We start from the raw sequence: 16,937 nt of genomic DNA, 5'->3' as shown, positions 1-16,937 counted from the left end.
CCACTTGGAAAAGAAGTAGTGCTTGCAGGCAAAATAAAAATCGGTACAATTGAACCTACCCAAGGTGATAGTCAAACACCTATTGAAGACCGTTTTCTCATAGGAGGAGCTTTATCTCTGCGAGGTTGGGGACGCCACCAGATTTCGCCCGTAAATGAAGATGGAAGCAAGGTAGGTGGGAATAGTATGATCGAGAATAGTATAGAGTTGAGATTTCCTCTTTTTGGAATCTTTTCGGGAGTTACATTTATGGACATAGGAAATGTATGGTCAGATTCATGGGGATTTACCCCAGGAAGCTTCAACTATGACGCAGGTTTGGGTTTACGTGTAAAAACTCCGGTGGGACCTGTTCGACTGGATTTTGCTACACCAATATTGGGAGAAAAGTTCAATCTCCAGTTTTTTATCACAATCGGACATGCCTTTTAATATTAAAAAAAAGAGATGAAACGCATATTTAAAATAGCAGGTTTTGTTGTAGCAGGAATTCTGGTTATTCTTGCTGTATTGCTATTTGCCATTTCCACCGGAAACTTTAACCAATGGATCGCCACCAGGATATCCAAAAGTGGCAGTCAACAGTTGAACGGGAAACTGACTGTGAAAAGCATAGAGGGTAACCCTCTATCACACTTTAAGGTAAATGGAATAAGAATTCAACAGGAGGAAAAGGAGTTGGCCAGCCTTGATATGATAGAGATCAAATTAAATCCTTGGGCCGTATTGGTTAAAAAAATCAAGATTGATCTGATAAATCTTAAAGGACTTCAACTTAAGCTAGAAGAAGGCAGCGACAGCTTATGGAATTTTCAGAGATTGCTTCCCCAGGGCGAAACAGCCAAAAAGGATACAAAGAGTGCATCGTTCAACTGGAAAATTGATCTTGAAAAGGTAAATGTTACAGATTTAGAAGCCGACATTACCCCCCTTAACACAAATAGAAAGATTCCACGCTCGCTCAAACTGGATGCTTCTCTTTCTTTCAAAATGGCTCCAAACAGTATGAAACTGAATTTGGATGACTTTAAGCTTTCCACGCAGCAACCATCTCTTCAGTTCGATAAACTAAAGTTTCAGGCAGCTATTATTGATTCTGTTTATAGCTGGCAGGATTTTGAACTTCAGTTAGGGGGCACAGCTATCCAAACACGGGGATCGATACCGCTCAACAAGCCCTATTATTCTGAGCTAAGCTTTAAAGCATCTCCCATCAACTTTGATGAACTGAATGAATGGTTGCCTGGTCTTCATGGTGAAGTCAGGATGGAACTCCTTCTGAGCAATCAGGGCAATAGTAGCAACATCAATTGTAATATCACGCAGAATAATCAGAGTATTAAGATTCAGGGGCAAATAGCCGATTTAAACAGTATTCCAACCTACGAGGGCGTTGTTAAAATCGATAGCTTGAATGGTGAATACTGGACCCATAGGGCCGAATTGCAATCCAACACAAGGGGAAGTTTTGAATTTAAGGGTAAGAGATTCGATTTTCGAAAAGGCAGCTTAGATGGCAAGGCTCAGTTTTCTGATTTGAAATACGGAGATTACAAGTTGGATAACTTACTATTGTCTTTAAACAAAGAAAAGGATGTAATTAAAGGCGATCTGAAAGGCAGAACAGTCTTCGGAGATCTGGTTTCCAAATTCTATCTGGAAGAAGTCTTTTCAGAACCCAGATATGATGTTATGATTCAGTTGTTGCGACTCAATCTGGGAACATTAATCGGGGATGACAAACTGAGCTCTAATATCAATCTGAACATACAAGCCAACGGACAAGGCGTACTACCTGGTGAAATAGAAGCAGATATTCAACTGCAATCCGAAGAATCCTACATTTTTGGGCAGACAATCTCACAAGTAAATGCCAGGCTTGGCATCAAAAGGGAGGAATACACGATTGAGGTCATTCATGTTGAGACTCCCTACCTTAAGGCAAGCCTTCGAGGATCTGGGCAGATTTCAGGGCAAAATCAGTTGGGTTTTAGTATTCGCGCAGAAAACATGGAAAAAACCATGGAAACACTCGGTTTACCAATAACACATTTTAAAGGAGAATTAGATGGGGAGCTTTCCGGGCCTTTAAGTCGGTTGGCTTTTCAATCGAATGCTAAGATAGAAGAGTTCAGAACCAAAAAAATTGGAATACGTAATACTCAAGCAAATATCAACTCCAATTTTTCTCTCAGCGATTTTCAGTCAAAGAGCGATTCAATTGGGCCAGATAGCTCTTCAATCCCCATCAACCTACAGAACTTATATCTGCATATGGATGCAAAGATAGGGTATGCCAATTTTGGAAATTATTACATGGAGAACTTCACATCTGAATTGGAGAAGAAAGAGCAACACCTCAAAGGAAAACTGTTTGCCAATACGATCTTCGGAAGCTTGGAAACTACGGTGAATATAAGTCAAATGTTTACCCAGCCCTCCTACTCTATTTTGAGCAAGGTGAATAACATTAACCTTGCTAAAATTACCCGAAACGATACTCTACAATCCGACATCCACCTAAGGTTCGAGGCCAATGGAACAGGAATTAGCCCTGATTCCTTAATGGCTGAAATCCAGATGCAGGTTGATTCATCAACTTTCTTGGGTATGCCCTTGGATGATTTTGATGCGCAGTTAAGCGTCAAACAAGGGAAGTACCTGTTACAGGGATTCAAAATAGAAACCCCTTTTGTTTTGGGAGAGATCAGTGGAAAAGGACACTGGAAGAAATCGAACCAACTTACTCTTGGCATCCAAACCAAGGATATTCAAAAGCTCAGTTCCACTTTCAAACGGGAGGATTTGAGTTTTGAAGGACAACTTGAGACTAATATTTCCGGTCCTTCCGACTCCATTCGCTTCTACACCTGGTTGCTATTGGAAGAGTTAAAGGTTGACTCCATCGCTGCAAATCGCATTAAGGCCAAGGCCAGTTTGTTATTTACCGGCAAAGGATATTCGGGTAATGTGGACTTGGAGATAAAGGATGCCCGTTTCCAAAATCTTGAAGTTGAAGGGATGCAGTTTCAGAGCAGTTTAGATCAAGAAAAGGTTGTTAGTTCCTTTGCTTTTCATGCTTCTGACAGCCTAAAAGGTAATATTTTATCCGAATTGCATATAGCGCAAAATCCATCACTCTATCTTCCAAAAATCGACTTAAATATTTATAACAACCATTGGCTTGGAGGGGGGCCAAACAGTTTTATTCGTTTTGGAAAAGATTCCATCGAATTTCACAAGCTTGAGATCACTTCGGAGAAAAGTGCAGTAAAAGTCGATGGCGTTTTTGCTTTTCGGGGTAATGAAGACCTGCATCTGGCTATTACGAACATGGACCTTTCTCAATTCTCCAAATTAAAACTAATCCCCTATCAGTACTCAGGGAAATTGAATTTTGGCCTTGACATCACCGGTACCGCGAAGAACCCTGTCGCAGGCGGCAGCCTTGTAATTGCACAGCCAGTAATGGATCAATTGAATTATAGTAATCTTACCAACTCTTTTAGATATGCTGATGAGGAGTTTACCTTAACAAGTACTTTGAATCGAAAAACTAAACCAATCATTTCGGCAAAGCTCCAGCTTCCAATGCGTATTGCTTTTACTGATAGCCTATTTGTTTTCAGGGCCAACAAGCCTCTAGATACCAAAATTAAAATTGATGAACTGGATCTCGGCCAATTTGCTTACTACCTCCCACTAAGGGGCTTGGAGGCAAAAGGTTTGGTGAGTATGGAGATGGATATTAGAAATACCATCAGAAAACCTGAGGTGAGTGGGAAGTTTAAACTGAATAAAGGAGTTGTGATCTATAATAAATTGGGGATAGATTACAGTCAGATTGAAATGCGCAGCCAGCTGAAGGATAATCTCTTCTTGCTTGATACGCTTCGTGTTTCATCTGGTGAAGGAAAGCTGAATGTAAAGGGGGCAATAGAGATAGACTCTCTTTTGAAGGGTAAAATAAAAAACGTAGATATCAAACTGAAAGGTGAAAATTTCACGGCTCTTAATTCTGAAATGGTAAAGGCGATATTAAATACCGATTTATCAGTAAAAGGCGATGCAAAGCATTCTGTCTTTGATGGGAATATCACCATATTGAGTTCTTTGCTAAATACTGATATTCTGTTAAAAGAATACAATAGTAGCGTTGTAGATATGGATCAGCCTTTGCTTGTAAAAGCTCAGGAAAAATCCGAAGAAAAGCAAAGCCAACAAAAAGTGAAAAAGGATACTAGTCTCAGAGGCACTCCTGATATTTATAAGAATCTCAAGGGGCAATTCATAGTCGAAATCCCTCGCAATTCATGGTTGAAAGGGAAAAATATGAATTTCGAACTGGCTGGCAAGATCAAAGCCATAAAGGATGGGGAACAAATTGATTTTTTCGGTGATTTGAATATTAAGCGAGGCTACTACAAGATATACGGCCGCAGGCTTGAGGTGGAGGAAGGCAAAATTACACTAACAGGAGGACAACAAATCAATCCGGTCGTCAACTTCAAGATAGCCTATAAGTTTCGTGATCCTGAGAATCAGTTGCAGAAACTTAATCTAAATATATCAGGCCGAGTATCTCAACCCAAAGTAGAGTTTTTCCTAGAAGACAGCCCTATTGAGGAAAAAGATGCAATTTCCTATCTGCTCTTTAACAAGAGTTCCAGTCAGCTGGATACTAGGGAAACGGCATCTACAAGCAAGAGTAACATAGATATTGCCAAGGATTTAGCCATCGGACAAATTTCCAACGTCATGAAAGATGCCCTGCAATCGTCTCTAGGACTAGACGTAATAGAAATTTCAGGAAAAGGTGGAGGAACTCAGAGCAGTGTATCCATTGGGAAATACATTACCAACAATTTGTTCCTGAGCTACGAACGCACTTTTACTTTAAATAAAAAGGATAAAACAATTGAGCCCGAAAAAATATCTATGGAATACCAATTCTATCGCTCACTGTTTTTACAGGCAACCAATCAAAGTACAAATTCAGGGTTTGATTTTATTATCAAGTGGACTTGGAAGTAGAGGGGACAAAAGCTCAAGTTTTTGAATCGAATAAACCAGCCTCGTTACAGAAGGTCGTTGCTCTTGCCGTAACAGTTATTGGAATAATTGGCTCATGGAGAAAACGTGGTTTTAATAAGTTCTGAAAGCGGATGCATTCGTATAATTTATAACATTTAAAATTGCAGATTACCTCTTGATCTAAAACAATTAAAAGCAACACACAGAATAGGTAATTTGGTATTTATGCCTAATATTGCTTGGTAAATTAATGAGTAAAATTCACATACAGTTTCCCAAAATTAAGATCTCATGAAAAAACTAGTTAATTATTTCTTTCAAGGCATTCTATATATCGCTCCAATTGGGATCACTGGCTATATCATCTATTTAATCTTTAGTTTTATTGATAATCTTGTAAATAAAACATTTCAAAAGTTATTCGATATAGATATCCCTGGATTAGGAATTCTAGTAATGGCATTATTGTTAGTTATAACTGGGATAATGGGGCAAAGTATAATTGCCAGACCCTTTAAATTTATCTTTAAAAGCTTATTGGATAAAGTTCCATTGCTAAAAGTAATCTATTCTGCATTCAACGACTTATTTTCCGCATTTGTAGGTAAAGGGAAAAAATTTAACCGACCGGTACTTGTTTTGGTAAATCCTATTTCTAATCTTGAAAAAATAGGATTTTTAACCGAAGAAGACTTGACAAAACTAAACGAAAAGGAAAAAGTTGCTGTATATTTTCCTCATTCCTATAATTTCTCTGGAGAACTGTTTATTGTTCCAAGATCTCAAATAAAAACTATAGACATCAGCCCCACTGAAGCCATGAAATTTATTATCTCTGGAGGTGTATCAGGCTTTAGTGATCAGGAACAAGAAAGTTGAGCTAATTATTCCCAAACTCTAACCCAGAGTAATTAAGTAATAATATTGTATACTTTTCAGCCTTCAAAAAAATATAAACCTATTTCTTCAAAAACATGTTAAAGATGAAGATAGCTAAATAGATTATATTGAAGGTTTCTGTGCAATAAATTTCTTATCTCTCGACGATATTCTTGTTTTGGAAGAAGAAGTAGAAAAAATTAATCCACAAAGTATTATTTCGCTGCGTGGAAGTAAAAACAAAATTCTCTTTCCAGAAAAAGCAAGTCCTTGCATACCAAAAGCACGAAGTTTAGCTACGAAAATCTCTTTTATAGTATTCACTACGAAATCAAGAATTCATGTCGAAGAACGAGGAACAATACCTCTCTCCGCTTTAAAGCATTAAAGTTGCAAAAACCTTGATACTTATTTTATGCCCTAAACTTTCATAAATTTTGATGGCTCTTCAAAAAAGTAAAGCATTAAATTAATTCACATTAAATACGCTAAAAGAAAAAGCTGCAACCGATCCATAGGGAGTCAGTAACAGCTTTATCTTAATATCATAGTCTACGAAGCTTAATAACATCTTGACATCATTAAGTACTTAGATAGACTTTATCACTTCATTATATTCTAACCTTAATTTTGGGCTTATTGAAAGTTGATTTTCATCATTAGCATCTCTATAGCCAATAGCTACTGCAAATAATGGCTTATCCTTATCAAGTTGCAGGATGGAAGCATATTCTTCAGAAACGATACCTTCCATAGGTGTTGAATCAATTCTCATACTAGCACACGCACTCAAAAAGACACCTAGAGACAAATAGACTTGGTGAGACATCCATGATTTTATTTCCTCTTCTTTTTTTGGCTTCAAAAACTGATTATAATAACCTAAAGCTGCCTCAGCTAAATTCCCCTGTAATTGTCTTTCAAATAAACTGATATCATCAAGAACACTAAACACCACTATATGACTGGCATCTAAAACTTTGTTTGCATTAAAATAGGAAGCTTCTGCTAATGCGGTTTTAGTTTTTTTGTCAGAAACAAAAGTAAATCTCCAAGGTTGGCTATTAATTGAAGATGGACTCAATTGTAAAATCTCTTTTAATTCAGCGATGTGTACATCAGAAACAACTTTTGATGGATCGTATTTTTTCGTTGTATAACGATTTTGCATTAATTCTAAAAAATTCATATTTATCTTTGTTAATTTCCACTATACTAATTATAGTTGCAAACCTAAGTATAGTTATATACTTTTGCAATAACGGTCAAAAAGGATAGTATTAATTTATATCCAAATAAACTCTCGAAACCATGTATCAAATTCAAGATAAAGTATATCCCTGTTGCACAAGTTTGACTATGAAATTTATTGGGGGCAAATGGAAAACAGTCATATTGGTTCATCTAACTGATGGAACCAAACGTTACAATGAATTGAGAAAAATGATTCCATTGGTCACTGAACGCACACTGAGTTTGCAATTAAAACAATTGGAAGAAGATGGCTTAATCAAGAGGATCGTTTATACAAGTAAACCTCCATTAAAGGTCGAATATTCTTTAACTGAATTTGGTAAAACTCTATCCCATGTCTTAGATGAAATAAGAAAATGGGGAATTCAAACCGCGAACACACTAGAGAATATTGAAATGACTGAATAAGGTGACCAGCCAGAATCAGATCCCCGGAGTTCTGGAGTAACTCTTGACCTATTTTTAACTCTTAATTTTGGATTTATGTTTTAAAAAAAAAGAACCGCACATTTTATGTACGGCTCTATTATTTAAAAATGAGATACATTACATTTCCAACTCCTTCACTTCTGTTAGGCGATTGGTCTGGTGTTCAGCCTTAATACATTTCACTCCATTAGCACAGCGGTTGATTAGCTTGCTTTCGCTATATCCTTTGACAAATATCCTGTTTTTTGAAATGATTAAGGCAACGGCAGATTTTACTCCTCGTTAAGATAATGTAGAGTTGTAAGCGTTGCTACCCTGATATTGGTTTTATCCAAATATATAGTTCATGACAAAGGTTTTGCCAACCTATAAGCGATAGAACTCCTTACGAATCTGAATTCTATTCCTTAATAATTTATATGTGTTGATCAGATCATATTTCGACATAAAACCGGCTTTAAGATATTTAAGCTTATATAGGGTTTCACGCTTGAGTTTACAAGAAAACTTTCCCTCCCAATCGCTCGTCAATTCAAATCTTTCTTTTGTTTGCTCATCATACACAGAAATCGTCAATCCCTCGATAGGACTTTGCCCTTCTTTGACGACAACTAATCCTTCCAAAACTAATGCATTATCCGTAGCCTGATAAACCAGAGTAGAGTATTCTGTTTTATCCTTTAAATAAGAAGCTGCAATAAGAGCTTCACCATCAATAAAGCCTTCTTTAACCGATCTGATTTGATAATCCTGTCCGCCCCTAACAAAGAATTTAAATTTCCCGTTTTCTTTTGTTGTTACAGTTTCTATTGGGTGACCATTTTCATCATTTAATGTAACAAGGCTATTTCCCAAAACCTCATTAGTATTGGTTTGAAAAACCTGTCCTCTAATCAATTTAGACTCGATTGAAAATTTATAAATATCATCGAAGCTTTCTCCTTTTAATCGATTCGAAGCAAAATAACCCTTCCCATTCTTAAGAATCAAACCAAAATCATCTTTCGACGTATTAATAGGATATCCCAAATTAACTGGCTTTGTATCTTTCTGATTTAAATCTATCGAAAAAAGGTCCAGTCCACCAAGCCCGGGATGACCTTTTGAGGCAAAATATAGGTTCTGGGTTCCAGTAATAAAAGGAAACATCTCATTCTCAGACGTATTCACCTGAGAACCTAAATTCTCCGCTTTTCCCCATCCATTTTCATCTCTATGACACACATACAAGTCGGTGCCACCAAAACCGCCAGGTCGATCTGAAATAAAATACAAACTTTTAGCATCAGAGGATAACGACGGGTGTCCTGTTGAGTAACCTTCCATATTGAATGGGAGCAATTCAGGTTCGGACCATTTATGACCTTCCTTTTTACAAAAATATAACTTAATACTTACAATTCCTTCCTGATTTCTTTTGACCCTTTTTGAATTAGAAACATGGTTTCGTGTCAGAAACATTTCATCACCTTCCTCATTAAAACAAACAGGGCCATCATGATAATTGGTTGCTAACTTGTCTGAAAATTGGAGGATTTCACTCAATTCACCATCAGGTTCAACTTTAGCTTCATAGAGTCGAAGGTAATTCTGGTTGTTCCATTTGAAGTTTCTTTTAATCAACATTCTTCTTTCTCTGGCTGATGAAAAAACAAGCTGATTTTTATAAAAACTCACCCCAAAGTCAGATGCCTCGGAATTCGCCTTTATGACTTGAACTTTATACCGAATCGAATCATTCATCAAATCCTGAATATAAACAGGATCAATAAAATTTAGTATGGCTTCTGGATCACTTTTCATATACTTATTCATCCATATCTGAGCTTTATCATATTTTTTATTGCTTTGTAAGACCTTTGCATAGTGCAAAAAATCATCAATCTCGACACTTGGCATGTTTACAACGCGTGCATACCATTGTTCCGATTGTTCGGCGTTATTAATCATTCTGTATGAAATGGCCAATCGTTTTGCAACAGACTCATTTAAGCTGTCTTTTTGCCACAGAATCTCATACAATTCAATAGCCTCCTGATATGCGAAGGACTCAAAATACTTGTTGGCCCGATCAGACATCTGAGCTTTCACCGAAGTACTGATTAATAAAATTCCAATAAATAGTATTGTACAATTAATCCTTTTCATACTCTTCAATTTTATTGTTCCCATTGGGTTTTAGAAATACCTTGGCGTCATTATTTTCTTTTTGTTGAACAGGAAATCGAATGCCACCATTATTTCATGAGTTCCATTACTATAACGTCGCAGCTCTGATTCTGTCAAGTCAAAAGCATAACCCACTCGAATTTGATCTGTTAATTGATAATGAATTAAGAAATTCATAGAATCTTCAATGCGATACCCCGCACCTAGCCAAAGCATATCATTAAATATAAAATTGGCGGACAGATCGATTGACAAGGGCGCATTCCAAACAATTTTAGAAAGAATAGATGGCTTCAGTTTGATATTATCATTCAAATCGAAAAGTGCTCCCGTTGTAACAAAATAGTGACGTTCTTTATAGCCCAAGCTGGTTATGTTGATTCCATCATTATCGTAGCTATTTCGCAATATTCTGGGAGTAGAAGCTCCAAAATAAAATCGATCTGTATAATAATACAAGCCTACTCCAAAATTGATAAGTAATTCCTTTGTGTAGTTTTGTGAGAAAGCATCATCATTTCCCTGATCCAAATCAAGGGTCATTAAATCGATCTGGATCATATCAAAGCCCCCCTTGATACCCATAGAAAGGGTGCCCCGATCGCTAAGCCTTAAGTGATACGCTATATCAGCAAAAATACTATTCTGCTTTACTGGTCCTAGTTCATCATTTATAAATGCGAAACCAGTTCCTATATTATATCTACTTATAGGAACATTCATTGTCAAAGTTCTAGATTTGGGAGCACCCTCAAATCCAACCCATTGTTCACGAGCTAAAAACATAGCACTTAACATATCTGTACTCCCAGCATAGGCCGGATTCACCGTTAAGGGGTTGTGCATATATTGCGTATACATCGGATCCTGTTGTGCTTTCCCCTGTTCTGAACAAGTGAAAAGCAATAAGAATAAGGCTATGCATATTTGAGATTTTAATGACTTGTTCATAGCTTTTTATTAATAGTTGATATAAACGAATCCTTTAACTGGTTTTGATCCGTTACCCAGATCAAGAATATAGTAATAAGTCCCTTCTGGAACGATATCAGTTCCAACAGCCATTCCACTTTTTGCACGGGCATCCCAGTTGTTTTGGTAGCCTGTTGCTTCATATATTATCGATCCCCATCGGTTGAAAATAATCAGTTTTGAATCCGGAAAATCTTTAATCCCTTTGAACACTAGGAATTCATTTACGCCATCGCCATTAGGAGAGAATCCTTCTGGAGTAGATACATATTCACCACAATCATCATAAAAATCTATATAATTGGCAACACCATCACCATCACAATCATCTTTACCTTCCTCTTCGTCAGAATAACCATCATTGTCACTATCTAAATCAAGATAATCAGGAATTCCATCACTATCCGTATCAATAGGGAGATCTGAACATTGATCCGAAAGTTGTGCTTCATCTTCATCAGAAATGCCATCATTGTCACTATCTAAATCAAGATAATCAGGAATTGAATCAGAATCGGTATCAGCGATTAATGATTCTACTGCATCAGGCACACTATCCTCGTCGCTATCCATTACACCAATTTCAATATTGACTATTGCTTCATCACACAAGCCATCAGGGTCACAAATACGATAGGCAAACTGATCGGTTTTACAATAAGTTCCCAAATCGGCAATATAAGTCAGGCTTCCATTTTCATTCACGATCACTTCTCCAAACTCAGGATCAGTCAGAATACTTACTGACAAAACATCACCATCTGCATCTGAATCATTATCCAGAACTGTAATAATAGTTTCCTCATTATCTCTGGTATCAACTTGATCATCTCCAGCAATAGGAGAATCATTAATCACAGTCGAATCATCATCGTTTATAAATATCGTGGCTTCATTTACTGAGCCGACTGTTACAGCATTATTGGTTGTACTTAGCATTAGAACTACTGTCTCACCGCCAGACTCGACTATCTTGTCATCAATTACATTAACATCAATCGTGAATTCTGTGCTGTTTGCTGGAATCGTCACACTTGAACCAACTTCTGAATAATCGAGCCCTGGACTTGCTGTCCCTCCAACCGTATAAGTCACCTCAGTATCAATATCAACAGGATTTGTCAAACTTAATGTGAAAAGACCATCTATATCTGGCTCGGTTGCTTGTGCTGTTGCAACTATACCAATCTCTGAAGCATCATCATTAGTAATGGTCCCAATTCCAGTATCACTTGTGACAACTTCTGGATTGACATTACCTAAACCAAGTGAAAGAATCGCTGTAAACATCTCTCTAGATTCTAACTGAACATCTTCTGTTGTTGGGACCGTAACGGTTCTAATTCCTGAATTTCCGTTGATAAAAGTGACCGTTTGAACATCACTCGTAAAATCATTAGCCTCCGTACTCACATGAGTAAAACTAACATCGACAACAACATCCCCTTCGACATTATTATTCAAACTTAAATTAAAGACAATTGCATCTCCCTCTTCTGAAGTCATATCATCTATTGTTATTTCTGCTAAATCATCATCAGCAATCGTTCCTAATCCGGTGTCACTTGTAATAACTTCCGGATTCCCACTATTCAATGATAAGCTTGCAGTAAAGGTCTCATCAATTTCAAGAGTTAAATCGTCAGTAGTGACTATGGTGATTTTCTCAGTACCAGCAGATCCACCTGAGAAAGTGACTTGCTGAGTCAGATTATCGTAATCATTATCTGATGTACTTATATTAGTAAAAGAAACATCAACTACAACATCGCCCTGAACATTCTTATCCAAACTCAAATCAAAACTCAAAATGCTTCCCTCGACTATCGTAGCATCACTTATTGAAACTGTTGCATCGTCATCATCGGTAATCGTTCCAAGTCCTGTATCACTTGTAATAACTTCCGGATTCCCACTTATCAATGATAATCTTGCAGTAAAGGTCTCATCAACTTCAAGGGTTAAATCGTCAGTAGTGTTTAATGTAATTATTTTAGTCCTGGCGATTCCACCTGAGAAAGTGACTTGCTGGGTCAGATTATCGTAATCATTATTAGAAGTAGTGATGTTAGCAAAAGACACATCAACAACAACATCTCCCTGAACATTCTTATCCAGACTCACATTAAAACTCAACATTCCCCCTTCTGTTACCTGAGCATCGCTGATAGTAACTTTAGCAACACCATCATCATTAATAATCGTTAAACTAGCCTGATCAGTAATTTGAACATCGAGCTGCGTAGCCCACAAATTACTCATACTGATACCAACGGTCTCATCTTCTTCCAAAATCGCATCAGCAGTGGGCATCACACTGAAATTTTGTGTCTCCCCTTCTGTACCCGAGAAAATAAGTGTCTGACTATTTAATGCAGTGTAATCACTTCCTCCTAAGGTTGCGGTTTCATCTGTGGTATTCACATCAACTTCAAAGCCTCCTTCTACAGGAAAATCCAACGTCGCTGTCAATATAACTGCCCCATCATCCTCATTACCCGAGGCATCAGCAATAGTAACGGCAGCTGTGTCATCATTAGTAATGGTTCCAACTCCAGTGTCGCTTGTAACAACTTCTGAATTGACATTACCTGAACCCAGTGCAAGATTCGCTGTAAACGTCTCGCTGGTTTCCAATTGGTTATCTTCTATTGTTGGTACCGTTACAATCTTGATTCCTGAAGTTCCACCTAAAAAAGTGAAGGTTTGAACACTGCTCGTAAAATCATTAACCTCTGTACTCACATGTGAAAAACTCACATCAACCACAACATCCCCTTCTACATCATTATTAAGATTTAAATTAAAGGCTATTGCATCTCCCTCTACAGAAATCATATCATCAATCGTGACTTGTGCCGAATCATCATCAGTTATCGTTCCTAATCCGGTGTCAGTTGTGACAACTTCACTATTTCCGGAGAACAGACTTAAACTTACAGTAAAAGTCTCATCCTCTTCCAAGACTAAATCCTCTGAGGTAGGAACCAAAACTGTCTGTGTTCCCAATAATCCTTCTAAGAAAGTGAAACGCTGGCTCGTATGGTTAAAATCACCATTCTCACTTGTTCCATGAGAAAAAATAACATCAACGACAAGTTCACCTTGAACACTTTTATCCAAGTCTAAAGTAAATGAAATAGGGTCTCCCTCAGAAGCACTCGAATCTGTAATCGATAATGCTGCATCATCATTATCAATGATGGTACCAATTCCGGTATCACTCGTTATAACTTCCGGATTCCCATTATTCAAAGATAAGCTTGCCGTTAAGGTCTCATCAACTTCAAGAATTAAATCATCGTTCGTACTTAATGTGATTGTCTGAGTCCCAGGAGTTCCACCTGAGAAAGTGACTTGCTGAGTCGCTTCATCGTAATCATTATCAGAGGTACTGATATTGGCAAAAGAGACATCGACTACAACACTACCTTCTACATCGGTATCAAGTGTTAGATCAAAACTCAAAACGCCACCTTCTGTTGCCTGAGCATCGCTGATAGTGACTTTAGCGGCACCATCATCATTTAGAATCGTTAGGCTAGCCTGATCAGTAATTTGAACATCGAGCTGCGTAGCCCACAAATTACTCATACTGATACCAACGGTCTCATCTTCTTCCAAGATCGCATCAGCAGTGGGTATCACACTGAAATTTTGTGTCTCCCCTTCTGTACCCGAGAAAATAAGTGTCTGACTATTTAATGCCATGTAATCATTTCCTGCTGTTGTAGCGGTTCCATCAGCAGTATTTACATCAACTTCAAAGCCTCCCTCTACAGCATTATCTAATGTTGCTGTAAATATTATTGCACCTTCATCCTCATTACCAGAAGCATCAGCGATAGTAACGGCAGCTGTGTCATCATTGGTAATGGTTCCAAGTCCTGTATCACTTATGACAACTTCTGAATTGACATTACCTGAACCCAGTGTGAGAATCGCTGTAAACGTCTCGTTATATTCTAATTGAGTATCTTCAGTTGTAGGAACCATTAGTGTTTTGATTCCTAGAAATCCGTTTGCAAAGGTGATCGTTTGAACACTGTTCGTAAAATCATTATCAGACGTACCTATATTAGTAAATGACACATCAACGACAACATCTCCTTCTACATTATTATTCAAATTTAAATTAAAAACAATTCCTTCTCCCTCTTCTGAAATCACATCATCAATTGTGACTTCTGCATCATCATCATCAGTAATAGTCTCTATTCCTGTGTCAGTAGTGACAACTTCCAAATTCCCACTATTTAGTGATTGGCTTACCATAAAGGTCTCATCTATTTCAAGAGTTAAATCGTCGGTAGTGCTTAATGTAATAATATTGGTCCCGGCGGTTCCTCCAATGAAAGTGACTTGCTGAGCACTATGCTGAAAATCATTATTAGAAGTACTGATATTGGTAAAAATCAAATCAACAACAACATCTCCCTGAACGTTCTTATCTAAGCTCACATCAAAACTCAAAATGTTTCCTTCAGTAATTGTAGCATCGCTTATTGAGACTGCTGCATCATCATCATCGGTGATAGTTCCAAGTCCAGTATCACTTGTAAGAACTTCTGGATTACCACTATTCAATGATAAGCTTGCCGTAAAGGTTTCATCAATTTCAAGTGTTGAATCATCAGTCGTTACTAATGTGATCGTCTCAGTATCAGCAGAGCCACCTGTAAAAATGACTTGCTGAGGCAGTTCATCGTAATCATTATTTGATGTACTGATGTTGGTAAAAGAAACATCAACAATAACATCACCCTGAACATTCTTATCTAAGCTTAAATCAAAACTCAAAATACCACCCTCGACTATAGTAGCATCGCTAATGGAAACTGCTGCATCATCGTCATCGATAATTGTTCCTAGTCCTGTATCGGATGTAATAACTGCCGGGTTTCCACTATTCAATGATAAGCTTGCAGTAAAGGTCTCATCAATTTCAAGAGTTGAATCATTAGTCGTGCCTAATGTGATTGTCTCAGTACCAGCAAACCCACCTGTAAAAGTGACGGTTTGAACACTGCTCGTAAAATCATTAATCTCAGTACTCAAATGAGTAAAACTAATATCAACAACAACATCGCCCTGAACATTATTATCCAAACTCACATCAAAACTCAATACTCCTCCTTCAATTACCTGAGCATCGTTGATGGTGACTATAGCGGCAGCATCATCATTTAGAATCGTTAGGCTAGCCTGATCAGTAATTTGAACATCAAGTGTCGTAGCCAATAAATTGCTCATGCTGATATCAACGGTCTCATCTTCTTCCAGAACAGTATCGGAAGTAGGGACGACACTAAAATTTTGCGTCTCACCTGCTGTTCCTGTGAAGATTATTGTCTGACCAATTAATGCTATGTAATCATTTCCTAAAATCGTTGCGGTTCCATCTGCAGTATTCACTTCAACTTCAAAACCTCCTTCTACAGCATTATCCAATGTCGCTGTAAATGTAACTGCTCCCGCATCTTCATTACTTGAGACATCAGCGATAGTAACGGCAGCTGTGTCATCATCGGTAATGGTTCCAATTCCAGTGTCGCTAGTAACAACTTCTGAATTGACATTACCTGAACCCAGTGCAAGATTGGCGATAAACGTCTCGCTAGTTTCCAATTGGGTATCTTCCGTTGTTGGGACTATTACAGTCTGGATCCCTGAAGTTCCACCTAAAAAAGTGATCGTTTGAACACTGCTAGTAAAGTCAGTAGCCTCTGTACTCACATGAGTAAAACTAACATCAACAACGACATCGCCCTGCACATCATCTATCAAAGTCAGATCAAAACTTAAAGCATCTCCTTCTGTCGCACTTCCATTACTTATTATGACCGAAGATGCATCATCATTATCAATGGTTACTGTGGCTCCATCGGTAATGTCTACAGCTAATGCAGTTCCTAACAGGTTATTCATACTTATTGAAACGGTCTCATCCGTTTCCAAAATTGCATCGGCTATTGGAGTCAGGGTGAACGTTTGTGTCTCTCCAGCTATTCCTGCAAAAGTTAAGGTCTGACCTGATATGACCGTGTAATCACTATTAGCTAGTGTTGCAGTTCCATCAGCGGTATTAACATCGACTGTAAATCCACCTACAACTTCAAAATTTAGTGTTGCAGTTACAGTAATGTCTCCACCGTTTTCTGCACCACTGATATCTGCGATACTTACTGCTGCCGCATCAT

8 protein-coding genes are annotated in these 16,937 nt (G+C 37.7%); 4 read left to right on the top strand and 4 right to left on the bottom strand.

What is annotated here, in order from left to right; genetic code table 11:
* The 3 genes from ABY905_RS06235 to ABY905_RS06225 all read left to right on the top strand — a co-directional run.
* Window positions 1-432 (top strand): BamA/TamA family outer membrane protein (locus tag ABY905_RS06235; protein WP_372641656.1); only part of this gene is annotated, 432 nt, incomplete at its 5' end.
* Between the two features lie 15 nt (window positions 433-447).
* Complete coding sequence (locus ABY905_RS06230; protein ID WP_372641654.1) at window positions 448-5,034, top strand: translocation/assembly module TamB domain-containing protein; 4,587 nt, start codon at window positions 448-450, stop codon at window positions 5,032-5,034.
* Between the two features lie 291 nt (window positions 5,035-5,325).
* Complete coding sequence (locus ABY905_RS06225) at window positions 5,326-5,913, top strand: DUF502 domain-containing protein (RefSeq protein ID WP_372641652.1); 588 nt, start codon at window positions 5,326-5,328, stop codon at window positions 5,911-5,913.
* Window positions 5,914-6,502: 589 nt separating this feature from the next.
* Here the strand turns inward: ABY905_RS06225 and ABY905_RS06220 are convergent.
* Window positions 6,503-7,102: an NAD(P)H-dependent oxidoreductase gene (locus ABY905_RS06220; RefSeq protein WP_372641650.1), complete on the bottom strand. Its 600-nt coding sequence runs from the start codon at window positions 7,100-7,102 to the stop codon at window positions 6,503-6,505.
* A gap of 170 nt (window positions 7,103-7,272) precedes the next feature.
* Here ABY905_RS06220 and ABY905_RS06215 point away from each other — a divergent pair, with 170 nt between their 5' ends.
* Complete coding sequence (locus ABY905_RS06215; RefSeq protein ID WP_372641648.1) at window positions 7,273-7,575, top strand: winged helix-turn-helix transcriptional regulator; 303 nt, start codon at window positions 7,273-7,275, stop codon at window positions 7,573-7,575.
* A 387-nt stretch (window positions 7,576-7,962) separates the two neighbouring features.
* Here the strand turns inward: ABY905_RS06215 and ABY905_RS06210 are convergent, their stop codons facing one another.
* From ABY905_RS06210 to ABY905_RS06200, 3 genes are all read right to left on the bottom strand, one after another.
* Window positions 7,963-9,744: a hypothetical protein gene (locus ABY905_RS06210; RefSeq protein WP_372641646.1), complete on the bottom strand. Its 1,782-nt coding sequence runs from the start codon at window positions 9,742-9,744 to the stop codon at window positions 7,963-7,965.
* 30 nt (window positions 9,745-9,774) lie between these two features.
* Window positions 9,775-10,716, bottom strand: a complete 942-nt coding sequence (locus tag ABY905_RS06205; RefSeq protein WP_372641644.1) for a type IX secretion system membrane protein PorP/SprF — start codon at window positions 10,714-10,716, stop codon at window positions 9,775-9,777.
* A gap of 9 nt (window positions 10,717-10,725) precedes the next feature.
* The coding region (locus ABY905_RS06200; RefSeq protein ID WP_372641642.1) for a Calx-beta domain-containing protein at window positions 10,726-16,937 on the bottom strand (6,212 nt) is incomplete at its 5' end.

The sequence above is a fragment of the Ancylomarina sp. genome (assembly GCF_041555295.1).
In the GTDB taxonomy this organism is placed as follows: domain Bacteria; phylum Bacteroidota; class Bacteroidia; order Bacteroidales; family Marinifilaceae; genus Ancylomarina.
Note: the sequence above shows the minus strand (reverse complement) of the source record. Positions and strands in the feature narration are given on the sequence as shown.

Bases quoted from the DNA above. Each gene is read 5' to 3' on its own strand.
- ABY905_RS06225 (WP_372641652.1), top strand. From the start codon at position 5,326: ATGAAAAAACTAGTTAATTATTTCTTTCAAGGCATTCTATATATCGCT.
- ABY905_RS06220 (WP_372641650.1), bottom strand. From the start codon at position 7,102: ATGAATTTTTTAGAATTAATGCAAAATCGTTATACAACGAAAAAATAC.
- ABY905_RS06215 (WP_372641648.1), top strand. From the start codon at position 7,273: ATGAAATTTATTGGGGGCAAATGGAAAACAGTCATATTGGTTCATCTA.
- ABY905_RS06210 (WP_372641646.1), bottom strand. From the start codon at position 9,744: ATGAAAAGGATTAATTGTACAATACTATTTATTGGAATTTTATTAATC.
- ABY905_RS06230 (WP_372641654.1), top strand. From the start codon at position 448: ATGAAACGCATATTTAAAATAGCAGGTTTTGTTGTAGCAGGAATTCTG.
- ABY905_RS06205 (WP_372641644.1), bottom strand. From the start codon at position 10,716: ATGAACAAGTCATTAAAATCTCAAATATGCATAGCCTTATTCTTATTG.